Here is a 16,741-nt window from a genome sequence, read left to right as displayed (position 1 = left end):
CAACTGGTGATCAACTGCGGAGCCGGGCCAGCCAGTCGGTGTGCTGGGGCGACACGACCCGCTCGGTCTCGTAGACCGCCGCGGGCCACTCCCGCTCGCTGACCGTGTTCTCCATGGCCACGTGCATCTCCTTGAGGTCCTGCTCCACCAGGGAGTGCGCCGAGATCAGCGGCTGGTGGCGGCGGATCTCGCTCCACGCCAGACACGCGGCCGCCGCCGCCGAGAGCAGCCCGGCGACCTTGACGCCCTGGGCCGCGCCGAACATGTGCAGCGTCGCGAAGAGCAACGCGAGAACGGTGAGCAGGGTGATCGCCGAAGTCCACAGCGCGGTGGCCCGCTTGGAGGCCTCCTGCCGGCGCCGGTACCAGTTGCGCTGCTCTATCAGGCGGTCCCGTACGTACGTCTCCTTGCGTACGGTGAACGCCTTGGCCCGTAACTCCCGCATGGGCGCGGTGACGAGGGGGACGTCGGCCAGGCCCGATGCCGGGTCCTCGCGCGGATCCCGCCAGCCGACCTTGTGCAACTCCCGCAGCCCGTCCTCCAGGCGGAGGGTGAACAGACCTTCGGGATCGGGTGCGTGGGAATCGAAGGGAGCGCCGTGCACGGCATAGCGCCAGCACATGGATTTGATGAACTCGGCCGCCGAACGGTTCAGTTGCCAATGCGATTTCGCGTGCCCGCGGGTGGCGCGGAAGCTCACCGCGAGCACCCCCGCGTACGCCAGTGCGCTGAGCGCGCCGGTCAGCTGGAAGTCACCACCGAGCGTCATCTTCCACGGCAGTGCCGCCAGCGCCGCCCCCGCCACCAGCAGGCACAACTGCCAGCGCGTGCTGTTCACCGCGGCCCGCTGGCGCCCTATCGCGAGTGAGTCCGCGTGATGGAAGAGACCCGGCAGGTCGGCGTTGCGGAAGACCATGCTCTGCAGAGGACCGGGAATCGCCGTCACATCCACCCCTGTCTGCGGTTTTAGTCATCACTCTTTCGGTGGAACGACCCGTTCCGTACACCTTCCGGCAATGCTGCGTCACGCGTTCGCGGCGAGCGGTCGTGCTCAGTTGCCAACAGTGGCCAAGAGAGTAAAGTCGTGCCGCCGACACTGCAACGGTGCATGTCGTCGGTACCACTGTCCACATGCAGGAATTACCCACCAAGGACGGCCGTGAAGACCTCCGTGAATTCCCTCTCCTTCGCCCCTGCGAAGAAGAGCCGTGTGCCCCTGGCCGAGATCGACGTCCGTGGCGCCGACGCCGCCCGGAAGCTCGACCGCGTGCTCCCCTCCTCAATCGGCCGCCCCGTGCAGGTGTCGACCTTCAACTCGGCGCTCTAGTCTGTCGGAGAGCTCTAGACTGGCGGAATGACAGGACCCGTGGTCCCTTTCCGCGAGATCGTGCTCAAGGTTCACAGCAGATGCGATCTTGCTTGTGATCACTGCTATATCTACGAAGCCCCTGATCAGAGTTGGCGTACCCGCCCCAAGGCAATCTCTGACGAGGCGATTTCCTGGACGGCCCGGCGACTGGCCGAGCACGCCGAGAAACACGTACTGCCCTCCGTGTCAGTGATCCTGCACGGAGGGGAGCCGCTGCTGGCGGGCCCCGCCAGGCTGCGCCGGGTCTGCGAGGAGCTGACCGCCGCCCTCGACGGCGTCGCGGAGCTCGATCTGCGCATCCACACCAACGGCCTCCAGCTGAGCCCCCGCTACCTCGACCTCTTCGACGAGTTCGGTGTGCGCGTCGGCGTCTCGCTGGACGGGGACAGGTCCGCCAACGACCGCCACCGCCGCTTCGCGGACGGGCGCACCAGCCATCCCCTGGTCCTCAAGGCCGTCGAACTGCTCCAGAGCGAGCGCTACCGCCACCTCTTCCTCGGGCTGCTCTGCACCATCGACGTGGCCAACGAGCCGGTCGCCGTCCACGACGCGCTCATCGCCCTTGACCCGCCGCGCATCGACTACCTGCTGCCGCACGCCACCTGGGACGCGCCCCCGGCCCGCCCGAGCGGCTCCCCGACCGAGTACGCCGAGTGGATCCTGAAGGTCTTCGACCGGTGGGAGGAACAGGGCAGGCCGGTTCCGGTCCGGCTGTTCGAGTCCGTACTGTCGACGTTGAACGGCGGCCCCAGCCTCACCGAGTCCCTGGGCCTGGCTCCCACCGACCTCGTGGTGGTGGAGACCGACGGCACCCTGGAGCAGGTCGACTCGCTCAAGAGCGCCTACGAAGGCGCGGCCGCCACCGGATTCGACGTCTTCCGGCACTCCTTCGACGAGGTCGCCGCCCATCCCGGCGTCCGGGTGCGCCAGCTCGGCCTGGCCGGGGTCGGCCCCGAGTGCCGGCAGTGCCCGGTCGTGCGCTCCTGCGGCGGAGGGCTCTACACCCACCGCTACCGCTCGGCGAACGAGGCGGCGGGCAGGGGCGCCTTCGACGGGCCCTCGGTCTACTGCGCGGACCTGGAGGCGCTGGTGCGGGGCATCGAGGCCCGCACGGCCGCCCGGCTGGTCCCCGGCGCCCTCACCGACCCCGGTGAACTCGTCGCTGCCGAACACGAGCTCACTCGCACCCTGCTCGCCCGCCTCCACGCCGATCTGGCCGGACGCGGCGGCGCCGAGTGGGCCGAGGCCTGGCGGCTGACCGCCCTCGTCGACGGGCCGGGGCTCGACGAGGTGCTGACCCATCCGTACGCGCGCGGCTGGCTGCTCACCACCCTGGAGGCGCTGCGCACGGGCCGGCCCGACGCCCTCGCCCACGCCCACCGCCTGGCCGCCTACACCGCGGCCGCCGCCGTGCGCGGCAGGCTGGAGCTGCCCGTCACCGTCGGGTACGGCGACGGCAGGCTGGTGCTGCCCACCCTCGGGGAGCTGAGGGTCGGCGACCCGGGCGAATCCGGCCGTGTGGAGGTGGTCTCGGCCGAGAAGGGCTTCCGGGTCCGGGGCGAGCGCTTCGAGCTGGAGGTGGAGTGCCCGCGCGAGCCGTGCGGCGACTGGCTGCCGGTGCGCGGCCTGGGCCGGGACGGGGCGCCCGACCCGGCGCTGGACGACCTCGACCCGTACCGCGACTGCTTCGGCACGCGGGTGCTGCCGCGCCTGGGGCTCGGCGAGGCCGACGAGTGGAGCGGGCGTCTGGGCGAGGCCTGGGGGCTGCTTTCGGCCACTGTGCCGGGCCACGCGGCCGCCGCTGCCGCCGCGCTGACCACGCTCACCCCGCTCGCGGGCGCCGGCGAACCGGTGGCCGGGCGGCACGGCTACGGGGCGCTGGGGGTGCCCGTGGGGCTCACGGGGGACGCGTTGGCCCTGGGGCTGCTGCGAGGCTTCCGCCGGGCCAGGTTCCGGGCCCTGCGCGATGTGGCGGATCTGTACGCGCTGGACGGCGGCTGGCTGCACCGGGCCGACTGGCGGGAAGAGCCGGTGCCGGTTTCGGTCCTGATGGCCGAAACATATGAGCGCGTGGCGGTCGCCGCGTACGACAGGAGTGCACGCACTCTGGCGGAGACCCGGCGAGCGCTGGAAGCTCTTCAGGGGGCGGCCGAACTCACCGTAGGCGGGAAGAGCCTGGTCGCCGATGTCCTGCTGGAGTGGGAAGAGGCAGCCCGTGGATGAGCGAGCCCAAGCAGTGCTGGAGAGCGCGTTACTCGACGACCTGGTCGCCATGGGCGTCAGCGAGGGGGACACCCTGCTCGTGCACGCCTCGATGAGCGGTCTGGGGCATGGCCCGCGGGCGCTGGGGCAGGCCCTGCGGTCAGCGGTCGGCGGGCGGCTCAAGGGCACCCTGGTGGTCCCGGCCTTCACCCCGGAGAACTCGCTCACCTCCATGGCCCATCACCGCAGGACCAGAAATGTGCGCGATCCGGTCGCGTACAAGGACTTCAAGCGGAAAATGCCGCCTTTCGACCCGGACCGGACGCGAAGTCAGGGAATGGGCCGACTGGCGGAGTGGGTGCGCACCTCGGACGGGGCGGTGCGCAGCAGCCATCCCCAGACGTCCTTCGCCGCCTGGGGCTGCCGTGCCCTGGAGCTGATGGAGGGGCACGAACCCGATTGTCATCTGGGTGAGAAGTCGCCGCTCGCGGCGCTGTACCGGGCCGGGGCGCGGGTGCTCATGATCAATGTCGGATTCGATGTCTGCAGCGCCTTTCACCTCGCGGAATACCGTTATCTGAGCAACCCGCCCAAGAAGCTGTACAGCTGTGTGGTGTGGGACGAGAGTGGGCGTCGGGGATGGTTCCACTATCCCGACGTCGATCTCGACGACAGCGACTTCGAGGCGATCGGGGCCGACCTTCCGGAGGAAATGCGCAAGGAGTGGCAGCTGGGACGGAGAACCGCCCGGTTGTTTTCGATCAAGGGGGCGGTGGACCATGCGGTGGACTGGATGGCCGAAAAGCGGCCTTGTTTGACCGAACGGTGAGGGGATGGAGCGCCGTGCGCTCCGGAATGATGTTCTTCAATACTGCAGGACGGGGGTCGTGTGCACGCATCAGCGCAGCCGCGTCCGGCCGACCAACATCGGCCCTACTTCTTTCTGAGTTACGCGCACACGCCGAGGTACGGGGCGGGCGGCCCGGACCCCGACATGTGGGTGGAGCGGCTCTTCCGTGATCTCTGCGGCCATGTGATGGCCATGACCGATCTGCCCGCCGGCGCGCCCGCCGGCTTCATGGACCGGGAGATACGCTCCGGCGAGGGCTGGTCGGAGCGTCTCGGCGAAGTCCTCGCCTCCTGCCGGGTGTTCGTGCCGCTGTTCTCGCCGCGCTACTTCGCGAGCGAGATGTGCGGCCGCGAGTGGTACGCGTTCGAGCAGCGCACCATCCAGCACCAGGCGTACACCAACCGCCCGGCCGAGGCGATCGTGCCGGCCCTGTGGGTGCCGGTCCCGCCCGAGCAACTGCCCGGGCCCGCCGAGCGGTTGCAGTTCAACCACCGGGCCTTCGGTGACCGCTACGTCACCGACGGCCTCTACGGGCTGATCAAGCTGCGCATATTCGCCGAGGAGTACGAACGCGCGGTCTACGAGCTCGCCAAACGCATCGTCAGCGTCGCCGACGCCACCGCCATCCGGCCCGGCCGCCACGTCGACTACCGGCTGGCGCCCAGCGCCTTCGGCACCGCCCCCAGCGAGGGCCCGCGCCCGATGCACGTCACCGTCGCCGCGCCCACCCGCCACGAACTGCCCGAGGGCCGCGACGACGCGTACTACGGGGACAGCCCGCTGGAGTGGAACCCGTACCACCCCATCTCGGCCCGGCCGCTGGCCCTGGTGGCGGAGGACATGGTGCGCTCGCTCAACTACCAGACCACCGTCTCCTCCTTCGACGAGGAGGTGCTGCACCTCGACGGCAAACAGCCGCCGTCGCGGCCCGAGGTCCTGCTGGTGGACCGGTGGGCGCTGGAGGACGAGGACCGGCGCGCCCGGCTCGCGGCCTTCGACGCCGAGCACCGGCCCTGGGTGAGCGTGGTCGTCCCGTGGAACCGTGACGACCAGCAGAGCCGGGCGGCGGAGGCAGAGCTGTCACGCCGTCTGGAAGAGACCATGCCGTCCAAGATGCGCCAGGGGCGGGCCGCTTGCCGGGCCGCGGCCAAGGGCGTACCGAGCATGGAGGCCTTCGGGCAGATACTGCCCCAGGTCGTGGAGGCGGCGGCACAGCAGTATCTGAGACACGCGACGGTCTATCCGCCCGCGGGGGGCGGGCACACCGAACGGCCGCGCCTGGTCGGGCCGATGGGCACCGATTTCGGCACCACGCAATACATCCCCGACAGGCTCGATCACGCGCCCGATGCGGAGGAGACGGATGACAGCCAGTCGTGACGGACGCATCGTCACGTTCTACTCGTACAAGGGTGGTACGGGCCGCACCATGGCCCTCGCCAACACGGCCTGGATCCTTGCCGCCAACGGCAAACGGGTCCTCGCGGTGGACTGGGACCTGGAGGCCCCGGGGCTGCACCGCTTCTTCCACCCGTTCCTGGACCCCTCGACGCTCGGTGCCACCACCGGGGTCATCGATCTCATCACCGAGTACGCCTGGGCCGCCACCAGTCCCGTGCCGCGCTCGGACGACTGGCACCGCGACTACGCGCGCATCCAGCCGCACGCCGTCTCGCTCACCCCGGAGGCGCTGGGCTGGCAGTTCCCCGACGGCGGCACCCTGGACTTCGTCTCGGCCGGCCGGCAGAACCGCGAGTACTCGGCGACCGTCTCCACGTTCGACTGGGACAACTTCTACGACCGGCTCGGCGGCGGCCACTTCTTCGACGCCCTGCGCGAGGACATGAAGGAGAACTACGACTACGTCCTGATCGACAGCCGCACCGGCCTCAGCGACATCGCCGACATCTGCACCGTCCACCTCCCCGACGTCCTGGTGGACTGCTTCACCCTCAGCGACCAGTCCATCGACGGCGCCGCCTCGGTGGCCCGCCAGATCGACGAGCGCTACAGCGGGCAGAACATCCGTATCCTGCCCGTGCCGATGCGCATCGACGAGGGCGAGAAGGAGAAGGCGGACGCCGGCCGGGCGCTGGCCCGCCTCAAGTTCGACCGCTTCCCGGCCGCGCTCTCCGGCGACGAACTCACCGCGTACTGGGGCGCGGTGGAGATCCCGTACCGCCCCTACTACGCCTACGAGGAGACGCTGGCGACCTTCGGCGACGAGGCCGGGCTCTCCAACTCGCTGCTCTCCGCCTTCGAGCGCCTCGCCTCAGTCGTCACCGAGGGCCGGATCACCTCGATGCCGGCCGTCAACGAGGAGATCCGGCTGCGTATCCGGGACGCCTTCACCCGCCGCAGGCCCGCCCTTCCGGCCGATCTGTTCCTCAGCTACGTGGCCGAGAACCGGATGTGGGCCGACTGGATCGAGTCCGTCCTGACCCGGGCCGGGTTCCGGGTGGTGCCCCGGGACGTCTCGGCCGAACCCAGCAGCGCCGACGCGGAGGCGGTCGCCGCCGAGAACGCGGCCCGTACCGTCGTCCTGCTCTCCAGCGCCTACCTCAAGTCGGCCCGGGCCGTGGAGATCTGGTCCCGGGCCGCCGCCGAGGACCCCTCGGGGGCCCGCCGCCAGCTGCTGCCGCTGCGCGTCGGCGACGTCCGGCTCACCGCGCCCTACATCGACCGCAACCCGGTGGACCTGTTCCGGCTCGACGAGGTGCACGCCACCACCGCGCTGCTGCGGGCCCTGGAGCGCCCGGTGCAGATCAGCGACGGGGTGGCGCCCGGACCGCGCTTCCCCGGCACCGTCCCCAAGATCTGGAACGCGCCGCCGCGCAACCCCGGCTTCACCGGCCGCTCGCTGGTCCTGGAGCGGATGCGCGACCAGCTCGGCGGCGGCCTCGCCGTCGTCCTGCCACAGCCGCAGACGCTGTACGGACTCGGCGGCGTCGGCAAGACCCAGGTGGCGCTGGAGTACGTCCACCGGTTCATGGCCGACTACGACCTGGTCTGGTGGATCTCCGCCGAGCAGCCCGACGACGTGGTGGCCGGCCTCGCCGAACTCGGCGTACGGCTCGGGGTGCAGGGCGGCGACGACATGAACTCCGCCTCCCGCGAGGCCATCGACCTGCTGCGGCGCGGGGTGCCCACCTCGCGCTGGCTGCTCGTCTTCGACAACGCGGACGACCCCGAGCAGCTCAAGCGGTTCTTCCCGCCGGGCGGCCCGGGGCACGTCCTGGTGACCTCCAGGAACCAGACCTGGTCGCAGTACGGCGACGCGCTCCCCGTCGACGTGTTCATGCGCGAGGAGTCCATCGAGCACCTCCAGCGGCGCGCCCCCGGGCTCTCCGTGGACGACGCCGACCAGGTCGCCATCGCCGTGGGCGACCTGCCGCTCGCCGTCGAGCAGGCGGCGGCGTGGATCGCGGAGACCGCCACACCGGTCGCCGCCTATCTGGAGCAGCTGGCCCAGCAGGCCCCCAGCGTCCTCGCCCTCAACCAGCCCGCCGGATACCCCGAGCCGGTCGCCGCCACCTGGAACGTCTCCATCGAACGGCTGAAACAGCGCTCACCGGCGGCGGTCCGCCTGCTCCAGCTCTGCGCGTTCTTCGCGCCCGAGCCGATCTCCGCCAACCTCCTCTACAGCAAGGAGATGATCGACGCGCTCAAGCCGTACGACGCCACGCTCCAGGAGAAGCTGGTGCTCGGCCGGATCATCCGGGAGATCGGCCGGTTCGCCCTCGCCAAGGTCGACCAGGTCGGCAGCTCCATCCAGGTGCACCGGCTCGTCCAGGCCGTGATCCGGGCGCAGCTCAGCGACGAGGAGCAGATGGACGCCCGGCACGCCGTCCACCGCATCCTCGCGGGCGCCCGGCCGGACGCCGACGAACCGATCGACAACCCGGAGACCTGGGCGCAGTTCAACACCATCTGGCCGCATCTGACCCCCTCGGGGGCGCGGCTGTGCGACGAGCCGGAGACCCGCCGGCTCCTCATCGACCGGGTGCGCTACCTGTGGAAGCGCGGTGACTTCAACGCGGCCGCCAACCTCGCCGAGGACCTGCGCGAGGAGTGGCGCGAGAAGCTGGGGCCCAACGACCTCCAGTACCTGTACCTGCGCTTCCACCTCTCCAACATCCTTCGCTCGCGCGGCCGTTACGTCGAGGCGATGGAGCTGGACGAGGAGACCCTGGCCCGCCAGACGGAGGTGCTCGGCGCCTCGCACCCGCACACGTACATGACCACCAGCGCCCTCGCGATGGACCTCGGCGCGCTCGGCCAGTACAGCAAGGCGATGGAGCTGGCGACCGAGGCGCACGAGGGGTTCCGGCAGATCTTCGACGAGTCGCACCCGCGCACGCTCGCCGCCGCCAACAACCTCGCCCTGAACATGCGGATGCTCGGCCAGTACGCCCGGGCCCGCGAGCTCGACCAGGACGTCTACGACCGGCGCACCGAGGTGCTGGGCCCGGAGCACCCGTACACCCTCTCCTCCGCGATGAACCTGGCGCGGGACCTGCGGGAGGTCGGGCGCTACGAGGACTCGGTGGCGCTCCTCAGCCGGACGTACGACCTCTACAAGGAGCAGCTGGGCCGGGCCTTCCCGGGCACCCTGGCGGCGGCCAAGAGCCTCGCCGTGTCGCTGCGCCGGGCGGGCCGGCTCGACGACGCGCGGCGGCTGACCACCGCGACCCGCAACCGCTACCGCGCCAAGTACACCTCCGCCAACCCCGACTGGCTGGCCTGCGACCTCAACCTGGCCGCCGACCTGTTCGCGGCCGGGGACCCGGCGGCGGCGCGGGACGCGGCCCAGGAGGTCGTCGACCAGTACATCAAGGTGCCGGGGGAGCGGCATCCGTACACCCTGGCGGCCACCAACAACCTGGGCATCTACCAGTGGGGCTGCGGGGCGCTGGACGCCGCCGACACCCTGTTGGCGAACACCATCGGGACGATGCGCGACATACTCGGGGACAACCATCCGCACACCCTGTTCGCGACCATCAACCTCGCCAACGTGAAGGCCGACATGGGTGATCTGGAGAGCGCCCTGGAGATCGAGCGCAGCACGGTCGCGCGGCTGCGGGAGGTGCTGGGGGCGCACCATCCCGAGACGCTGGCCTGCGCGTCGAACATGTCGGTGACGCTCGACGCGCTCGGCCGCAAGGAGGAGGCGTCGCACGTGCGGACGGAGGCCGTGGAGGAGCTCCAGCGCCTGCTCGGCGACGAGCACGCGTTCGTCCGGATCGCCCGGGACGAGCGCCGGGTGCAGCGTGACCTGGAGCCGCTGGCGGTGTGAGAACGAGGGGACGACCGGTGCGACCGGAGTGATCGCACCGGTTCCCTCGGGCATGTGCTGTCGTGTGCCGTGGTGTGCGGCCGTGCATAGGCCGGGGCCCGTCCGGGGGTCCGCCCGGGGGTCAGTCCTCCTCGATCAGCCAGGTGAGTATGTCGGGCAGCGCGTGCAGCGCGTCGAAGTGGGCGGCGGCCGGCTCCAGTACGGCCGTCGCGCCCGGGATGCGTTCGGCGAGCCAGCGGGAGTGGCCGACCGGCGAGAACACGTCCTTCACGCCGTGCCACAGCAGCACCTGGCCGACGATGTCGGCGGGGTCGAACCCCCAGGGGTTGCAGAAGGCGAGCGCGTCGTCGATCCATCCGTGGGCCGAAGTCCTCAGCGCCTCCTGGTAGTTGCGCAGCAGCATGGACCGCACCCCGGCGTCCTTGACCACCATGCGGTCGGCGTGGGTGAGATCGCGGCGCAGCTCGTCCAGGAGCTGGATGGGGTTCCGGCGAATCTCGTCCGAGCGCGGGATGAGCCGGGCGGCGAACTCCTCGGGGTTGACCGACGCGGTCGTGAACTCCTCCACGTTGTAGGCGGTCATCCCGTCGAACCAGTCGAGCCCGGCCGCGTCCCGGGGCGCGAGGGTGACCAGTGCGGCGGTCCGGGTGACCCGCTCGGGCAGCAGCGCGGCGCAGGCCAGTGCGTGCGGGGCGCCGCCGGAGCGGCCGACGACCGCGAAGCGTTCCAGACCGTAACTGTCCGCGATCGCCTTCACGTCCTGGACGACGTCGGCGACGCTGCGGCCCTCCAGCCGGTCGGAGCCGCCGTAGCCGGGTCTGTCGTACGCGATGAGCTGCATCCGGCGCTGGTAGAGCACCATGCCGCGCGGCGCGGGGCCCAGACGGCTGCCCGGGGTGCCGTGCAGCAGGAAGACCGGTCTGCCTCGTGGGTCCCCGAAGCGCTCCACCATCAGATGCCGGCCGTCGGCCGCGCGCACCCGACCGCGCACTCGTGCCCCCTCCGGTCGTGGATCGCGGTACCGATCGCCGGGCCCGTCCTCGTATCGCCCGTATCGGTTGTCGTATACAGGCATCGACTGTTGCGGCATTCCCCTCCCGCCCGCGTTTTACCCATTCAGTGGAGTGTGCCGGGACTCCCCCCAGGACGGAAGCGGAGTTACCGTCGAAGTACACGTCCGATTCGGACCCTTGGGGGCCGTGATGGTCGAAGCATTGGTGGCGACGGCTGTGGCCGTCGGTTCCGCCGGCATCGTGTACGTGATGGCGGCGGCCCGGGTCGTCAAGCAGTACGAACGTGGTGTGGTGTTCCGGCTGGGCAGACTCAGGGGATCGGTGCGCGGCCCGGGATTCACTCTGATCCTTCCGTTCGCGGACCGGCTCCACAAGGTGAACATGCAGATTGTGACGATGCCGGTCCCGGCGCAGGACGGAATCACCCGGGACAACGTCACGGTCCGGGTGGACGCGGTGATCTACTTCAAGGTGGTCGATCCGGCCGACGCGGTCATCCAGGTCGAGGACTACCGCTTCGCTGTCTCCCAGATGGCCCAGACCTCACTGCGCTCGATCATCGGCAAGAGTGACCTCGACGATCTGCTCTCCAACCGCGAGAAGCTCAACCAGGGACTGGAGTTGATGATCGACAGTCCGGCGATGGGGTGGGGCGTGCAGATCGACCGGGTGGAGATCAAGGACGTCTCGCTGCCCGAGACGATGAAGCGCTCGATGGCCCGTCAGGCCGAGGCCGACCGGGAGCGCCGGGCGCGGGTGATCAACGCGGACGCGGAGCTCCAGGCGTCGAAGAAGCTGGCCGAGGCGGCCGGGGTGATGTCGCAGCAGCCCGCCGCGCTCCAACTCCGGCTGCTCCAGACGGTGGTGGCGGTGGCGGCCGAGAAGAACTCGACGCTGGTCCTGCCGTTCCCGGTGGAACTGCTGCGGTTCCTGGAACGGGCGGCTCCGCAGGCGGCCGTTCCCACGACGGAGGCTCCGGCGGTGGACGCGCCCGTGACGGAGGCCTCTGGGGTGGATGTGCCCGCGACGGAGGCTTCTGCGGTGAGTGTGCCCGTGGTGGACGAACCCGAGCCGGAGGCCCCTGGGGCGCAGGCCCATTCCGAGCTGGGGATGGAACCCCCACCGCCGGAACCGCCTTCGATCCCTTGACCGCTGACCGCTGGTCGCTGACCGATGGCCCCCGGCCCCTGGCCGTGCGCGGAGTGTTCTGTTCCGGCGCTCAGACCCCGGCCCCCGTCCCCACTTCGAGCGGGTCGTCCCCCGCGCGCTCGTCCCTCTTGCGCAGCCCGGCCATCACCAGGGTGACCGTGGCCCCGCCGACCGCCCAGGCGGAGAGCACCAGGAGCGGTCCGGTGACCGCGTTGCCCCGGAAGTACGCGATCGAGCGCGCCACCCAGGTGCCGGCGCCCGGGGGCAGCGCGGGGCCGATCGCCTTCCAGAACGGCGGCAGCAGCGGGTACGGATAGGCGCCGCCCGCGCTCGGGTTGCCCAGGATGACGACGACCAGGATCGCCAGCCCGATGCCGACGATCCCGGCGAGGCACTGGAAGGCCAGGGTGGTGGCGCCCACGGCGAACACCACGAGCGCGCCCAGACCGGCCAAACCCAGGTAGCTGCCCGGCAGCGCGCCGAGCGCCGGTCCGATGATCAGCGAGCCGAGCAGCCCGGCGGCGATCGAGTACACCGCGAGCGCGGCGAGCCGGATCACCGCCCGCTGGATGTTGGCGGGCCGGGCGCCATGGCTGATCGCCAGGATCGCGGCGCACAGATAGCCGCCCACGCACCAGCCGACGACCAGGTAGAACGAGGACAGGCCCCGGGAGTCGTGCCGGTCGGCCGGGGCGACGTCGACCACCTTCACGGTCCGCTGCTCGGCCTTCTCCAGCGCGGTCACGACCAGCTCGACGGCCTGGGAGAGGGACGCTCCGCCGCCGCCCGCGACGAGCAGGGTGTCGGTGGTGGACCTCGGGTCGACGATCAGCGCGCCGTCGATGTCGCGGTCGCGCAGCTGCCGGGTGGCCGCGGCCAGGTCCTTGACCGCACGGGCGTCCAGTGCGCCGCCGGGGAGCGCGTTCAGCCGCTGCACCGCCTGGGCGCTGATCTGCGCGGGCGCGACCACCCCGAACGGGACGTCCTTCGGCTTGGGGCTGTGGAAGGCCCCGGCATAGGACGCGATGAACGCGACCATCAGCCCGAGCACCCCGGTGACCAGCAGCGCGGCCCGTACGGTGACGGCGCTCTTCACCTCGTCGACGAACGTCATGTCCCTCACGCTCCGTGGCGCGGCAGAGCGCCGCAGTCGGGACTGGGCCGAACGGCTGACGACCCGCCGAGCCCGCCGTTCGCTCGCACGTCGTACGTACGTTCGAAAATTGGTCTATGGTGAAGGAAGGGGGAAGTGAGAACGATTGGTCCAGGAGGTGCGGGTGCCCGGTTTCACGCATCTGCGCACCGTTTCGGGTTACTCCCTGCGATACGGGGCTTCCCACCCGGAACGGCTGGCCGAGCGCGCCGCCGAACGGGGGATGGACGCACTCGCTCTCACCGACCGGGACACCCTCGCCGGCGCCGTGCGCTTCGCCAAGGCGTGCGCCGCGGCGGGGGTGCGCCCGCTCTTCGGCACCGACCTCGCCGTCCCGGAACACCTCCTCGAACAGGCGCAGGCCCCTGCGGCCCGGCGTCCGCGCACCCCGGTGCGGGGCGGCGCCTTCGTCGACGAGTCGGCGCCGCGCGCCACCTTCCTCGCCCGGGACGGCGCCACCGGCTGGGCGGAGCTCTGCCGGCTGATCACCGCCGCCCACACGGCCGACGGGCAGCCCGTCCTCTCCTGGTCCGCGCTGCCCGCCGAAGGGCTCACCGTGCTGCTCGGACCGGCCTCCGAGGTGGGCAGGGCGCTCGCCGCCGGCCGCCCGGACCGGGCCGCGCACCTCCTCGCCCCCTGGCGTGAGCTGTACGGCGACGCCCTGCGCCTGGAGGTCGTGCACCACGGGCGCGCGGGCACCGGGCCCGGCTCGCTGCGGCTGGCCGCCCGCACCCTCGGCCTCGCCGCCGAACAGGGCGTCCCCGCCGTGCTGACCAACGCCGTGCGGTACGCGGACGCCGGGCTCGGGCCGGTCGCCGACGTCCTGGACGCGGCCCGCCGGCTCGTCCCCGTCGACCCGCGCCGGGGGCTGGACAGCGGCGAACGCTGGCTCAAGGACCCGGCCGCCATGGCCCGCGCCGCCGAGCACGTCGCCGAGGCCGCCGGGTTCCGCCGTGACGCCGCGCACCGGCTGCTCACCACGACCGAGGAGACCGCCGCCGCGTGCCTGGTCGACCCCGGGGAGGACCTGGGCCTCAAGACGTACAGCTATTTCCCCGAGCCCCACCTCGTCGGCGCCACGGACCGCACCCCGCAGCGGGTCCTCGCCTCCCGGGCCGCCGCAGGCATGGTGCTGCGCGGCTACCACAACGACCGCACGTACTGGGAGCGGATGCACCAGGAGCTGGACGTCATCGCCTTCCACGGCTTCGCCTCGTACTTCCTCACCGTCGCCCAAGTCGTCGACGACATACGGGAGATGGGCATCCGGGTGGCGGCGCGCGGCTCCAGCGCCGGGTCGCTCGTCAACCACCTCCTCGGCATCGCCCACGCCGATCCCGTCGAACACGGCCTGCTGATGGAGCGCTTCCTGTCCACCCGGCGCTATGTGCTGCCCGACATCGACATCGACGTCGAGTCCGCCCGCCGTCTCGACGTCTACCGCGCGATCATCGGCCGCTTCGGCGCCGAACGGGTCGCCACCGTCGCCATGCCCGAGACCTACCGGGTCCGCCACGCCGTACGCGACGTGGGCGCCGCGCTGTCCATGGACCCGGCCGAGATCGACCGGATCGCCAAGTCCTTCCCGCACATCCGGGCCCGCGACGCCCGCGCCGCGATGGCCGAACTGCCGGAGCTGCGCGAGGTCGCGGCGGAGCAGGGGCGGCACGGCAGGCTGTGGGAGCTGGTCGAGGCGCTGGACGGGCTGCCGCGCGGGATCGCCATGCACCCGTGCGGAGTGCTGCTCTCGAACATCACGCTGCTGCGCCGCACTCCGGTGGTGCCGACCAGCGGTGAGGGGTTCCCCATGTCCCAGTTCGACAAGGAGGACGTGGAAGACCTCGGGCTGCTCAAGCTGGACGTGCTCGGCGTGCGGATGCAGTCGGCGATGGCGCACGCGGTCACCGAGATCGGCCGCACCACCGGCCGCAAGCTGGACCTCGACGACCCGCGCCAGGTCCCGCAGGGGGACCTGCCGACCTACCGGCTCATCCGCTCCACCGAGACGCTCGGCTGCTTCCAGATCGAGTCGCCGGGCCAGCGCGATCTGATCGGGCGGCTGCAGCCCTCGACCTTCCACGACCTGGTCGTGGACATCTCGCTCTTCCGGCCGGGACCGGTCGCCGCCGACATGGTCCGGCCGTTCATCGAGGCGCGCCACGGGCGGGCCCCGGTGCGCCACCCGCACGAGGACCTGGCGGACGTCCTGGGGGAGACCTACGGCGTGGTCGTCTTCCACGAGCAGATCATCCGGATGGTGGCCATCATGACCGGCTGCGACCGGGCCATGGCCGACCAGGCCCGGCGTGCCCTCTCCGACCCCGAGTCTCAGGAGAAGATCCGCGTCTGGTTCGCCGCGTGCGCGGCGAAGCGCTCGTACACGCCCGAAGTGATCGACCGCACCTGGGAGATCATCAAGGCCTTCGGCTCGTACGGCTTCTGCAAGGCGCACGCCGTCGCCTTCGCCGTGCCGACCTACCAGTCGGCCTGGCTCAAGGCCCACCATCCGGCCGCCTTCTACGCCGGGCTGCTCACCCACGATCCCGGGATGTACCCCAAGCGTCTGCTCCTCGCGGACGCGCGGCGGCGCGGGGTGCCCATCCTGCCGGTGGACGTGAACCGGTCGGCGGCCGCCCATCGAATCGAACTGGTGTCCAATACCCGGACCTGGGGGCTCCGGCTCGCCCTCGCGGACGTCCAGGGGATCAGCGAGGCCGAGACCGCCCGTATCGAACAGGGGCAGCCCTACTCCTCGCTGCTCGACTTCTGGCGGCGGGCCAGGCCGAGCCGCCCCGTCGCCGAACGGCTCGCCCAGGTCGGCGCGCTCGACGCGTTCGGCGGCAACCGGCGCGACCTGCTGCTGCACCTCGCCGAACTCCACCGTGCCCAGCGGGCGGCCGGGTCCGGCGGCGGCCAGCTCCCGCTCGGCGACGGGCGGCGGACGGCCCGCGCCGGACTGCCCGACCTCGACGAGGCGGAACGGCTCAGCGCCGAGCTGGGCGTCCTCGGCATGGACGCGTCCCGCCATCTGATGGTGGATCACGAGACGTTCCTGAAGGAGCTGGGCGTGGTCTCGGCCAAGCGGCTGCGGGACGCCGGGCACGGCGAGACCGTCCTGGTCGCGGGCGCCAAGGCGGCCACCCAGACCCCGCCCATCCGGTCCGGCCAGCGGGTCATCTTCACCACGCTGGACGACGGAACGGGCCTGGTCGACCTCGCCTTCTTCGGCGACAGCCACGCCGCCTGTGCTCACACGGTCTTCCATTCCTGGCTCCTGCTGGTACGAGGGGTGGTGCAGCGGCGCGGCCCGCGCAGCCTCAGCGTGGTGGGCGCCGCGGCCTGGAACCTGGCCGAGCTGGTCGAACTCCGCCGCGAGGGCGGCCTGGACGCGGTCTCCGCCCGCCTGTCGGCGCCGGTGCCGGGGCCTGACGGCGAGAGCGAGGGGAAGGGGAAGGGGAAGGAGGCACCCGGGGAGGAGCCCGAGGGCGGACGCCGTATCGAACTGTCCACGGGGTATCGGCTGAACGCCTGGGCCGACCTCCAGCCCGCCGGCGAACCGGCCGCCACCGGCCGGAAGCTGTGGCACCAGAGCCCGGGGAGTGCGGGATGATCCTCTGCGTCCGATTCCATGTGTCTTCTGTGGCTTCTGCGGCTTCTGTGCCTCCCATGACTCCTGTGTCTTCTGTGGCTCCCGTGAGTGATGGGA

Annotated in this window: 10 protein-coding genes; 7 read left to right on the top strand and 3 right to left on the bottom strand. The window is 71.3% G+C overall.

The features are described 5' to 3' along the window. Positions 1–10 precede the first annotated feature (10 nt). Positions 11–916 (bottom strand): DUF4231 domain-containing protein, encoded by a 906-nt coding sequence (locus AB0G17_RS04010; RefSeq protein WP_361375210.1) that lies wholly within the window; start codon positions 914–916, stop codon positions 11–13. A 243-nt stretch (positions 917–1,159) separates the two neighbouring features. On the opposite strand from AB0G17_RS04010, the gene fxsA reads away from it, so the two are divergent. From fxsA to fxsT, 5 genes are read left to right on the top strand one after another with little or no spacing between them, the layout of a single operon-like run. After that, complete coding sequence (fxsA, locus tag AB0G17_RS04005) at positions 1,160–1,327, top strand: FxSxx-COOH cyclophane-containing RiPP peptide (protein WP_361375208.1); 168 nt, start codon at positions 1,160–1,162, stop codon at positions 1,325–1,327. A gap of 27 nt (positions 1,328–1,354) precedes the next feature. Continuing rightward, positions 1,355–3,592 (top strand): radical SAM/SPASM protein FxsB, inactivated metallohydrolase extension form, encoded by a 2,238-nt coding sequence (gene fxsB, locus AB0G17_RS04000; RefSeq protein ID WP_361375206.1) that lies wholly within the window; start codon positions 1,355–1,357, stop codon positions 3,590–3,592. Then, positions 3,585–4,400 (top strand): AAC(3) family N-acetyltransferase, encoded by an 816-nt coding sequence (locus AB0G17_RS03995; protein ID WP_361375204.1) that lies wholly within the window; start codon positions 3,585–3,587, stop codon positions 4,398–4,400. Before fxsB ends, AB0G17_RS03995 begins: the two co-directional genes overlap by 8 nt. 60 nt (positions 4,401–4,460) lie before the next feature. Then, a complete protein-coding gene (gene fsxC / locus AB0G17_RS03990) occupies positions 4,461–5,801 on the top strand; it encodes an FxsC protein (protein WP_361375202.1) in 1,341 nt (446 codons plus the stop codon). After that, complete coding sequence (gene fxsT / locus AB0G17_RS03985) at positions 5,785–9,720, top strand: FxSxx-COOH system tetratricopeptide repeat protein (RefSeq protein WP_361375200.1); 3,936 nt, start codon at positions 5,785–5,787, stop codon at positions 9,718–9,720. The genes fsxC and fxsT overlap by 17 nt, the downstream gene beginning before the upstream one ends. A gap of 121 nt (positions 9,721–9,841) precedes the next feature. Here the strand turns inward: fxsT and AB0G17_RS03980 are convergent, their stop codons facing one another. After that, positions 9,842–10,711, bottom strand: coding sequence for an alpha/beta hydrolase (locus tag AB0G17_RS03980; RefSeq protein WP_361375198.1), 870 nt, complete (start codon positions 10,709–10,711; stop codon positions 9,842–9,844). A gap of 211 nt (positions 10,712–10,922) precedes the next feature. Between AB0G17_RS03980 and AB0G17_RS03975 the strand changes: the two genes are divergently transcribed. Next, on the top strand, positions 10,923–11,882 hold the full coding sequence (locus tag AB0G17_RS03975) for a slipin family protein (RefSeq protein WP_361375344.1): 960 nt from the start codon (positions 10,923–10,925) through the stop codon (positions 11,880–11,882). 70 nt (positions 11,883–11,952) lie between these two features. On the opposite strand, the gene AB0G17_RS03970 is transcribed toward AB0G17_RS03975, so the two are convergent. Next, positions 11,953–12,996 carry a DUF3533 domain-containing protein gene (locus tag AB0G17_RS03970; RefSeq protein ID WP_361375196.1) on the bottom strand — a complete coding sequence of 348 codons (1,044 nt, stop codon included), beginning with the start codon at positions 12,994–12,996 and terminating at the stop codon, positions 11,953–11,955. Positions 12,997–13,159: 163 nt separating this feature from the next. Between AB0G17_RS03970 and AB0G17_RS03965 the strand changes: the two genes are divergently transcribed. Next, positions 13,160–16,645 carry a DNA polymerase III subunit alpha gene (locus tag AB0G17_RS03965; RefSeq protein WP_361375194.1) on the top strand — a complete coding sequence of 1,162 codons (3,486 nt, stop codon included), beginning with the start codon at positions 13,160–13,162 and terminating at the stop codon, positions 16,643–16,645. The last annotated feature ends 96 nt before the right edge of the window (positions 16,646–16,741 follow it).

Source organism: Streptomyces sp. NPDC023838, assembly GCF_040639555.1.
Taxonomy (GTDB): Bacteria; Actinomycetota; Actinomycetes; order Streptomycetales; family Streptomycetaceae; genus Streptomyces.
The sequence above is the reverse complement of the archived record's forward strand: the minus strand, read 5'-3'. Positions and strand labels throughout refer to the sequence as shown.

What these genes read in the sequence shown, in the direction of transcription:
- AB0G17_RS04010 (WP_361375210.1), bottom strand. Translation starts at nt 916, where the DNA reads ATGGTCTTCCGCAACGCCGACCTGCCGGGTCTCTTCCATCACGCGGAC.
- fxsB (WP_361375206.1), top strand. Translation starts at nt 1,355, where the DNA reads ATGACAGGACCCGTGGTCCCTTTCCGCGAGATCGTGCTCAAGGTTCAC.
- fxsT (WP_361375200.1), top strand. Translation starts at nt 5,785, where the DNA reads ATGACAGCCAGTCGTGACGGACGCATCGTCACGTTCTACTCGTACAAG.
- AB0G17_RS03975 (WP_361375344.1), top strand. Translation starts at nt 10,923, where the DNA reads ATGGTCGAAGCATTGGTGGCGACGGCTGTGGCCGTCGGTTCCGCCGGC.
- AB0G17_RS03970 (WP_361375196.1), bottom strand. Translation starts at nt 12,996, where the DNA reads ATGACGTTCGTCGACGAGGTGAAGAGCGCCGTCACCGTACGGGCCGCG.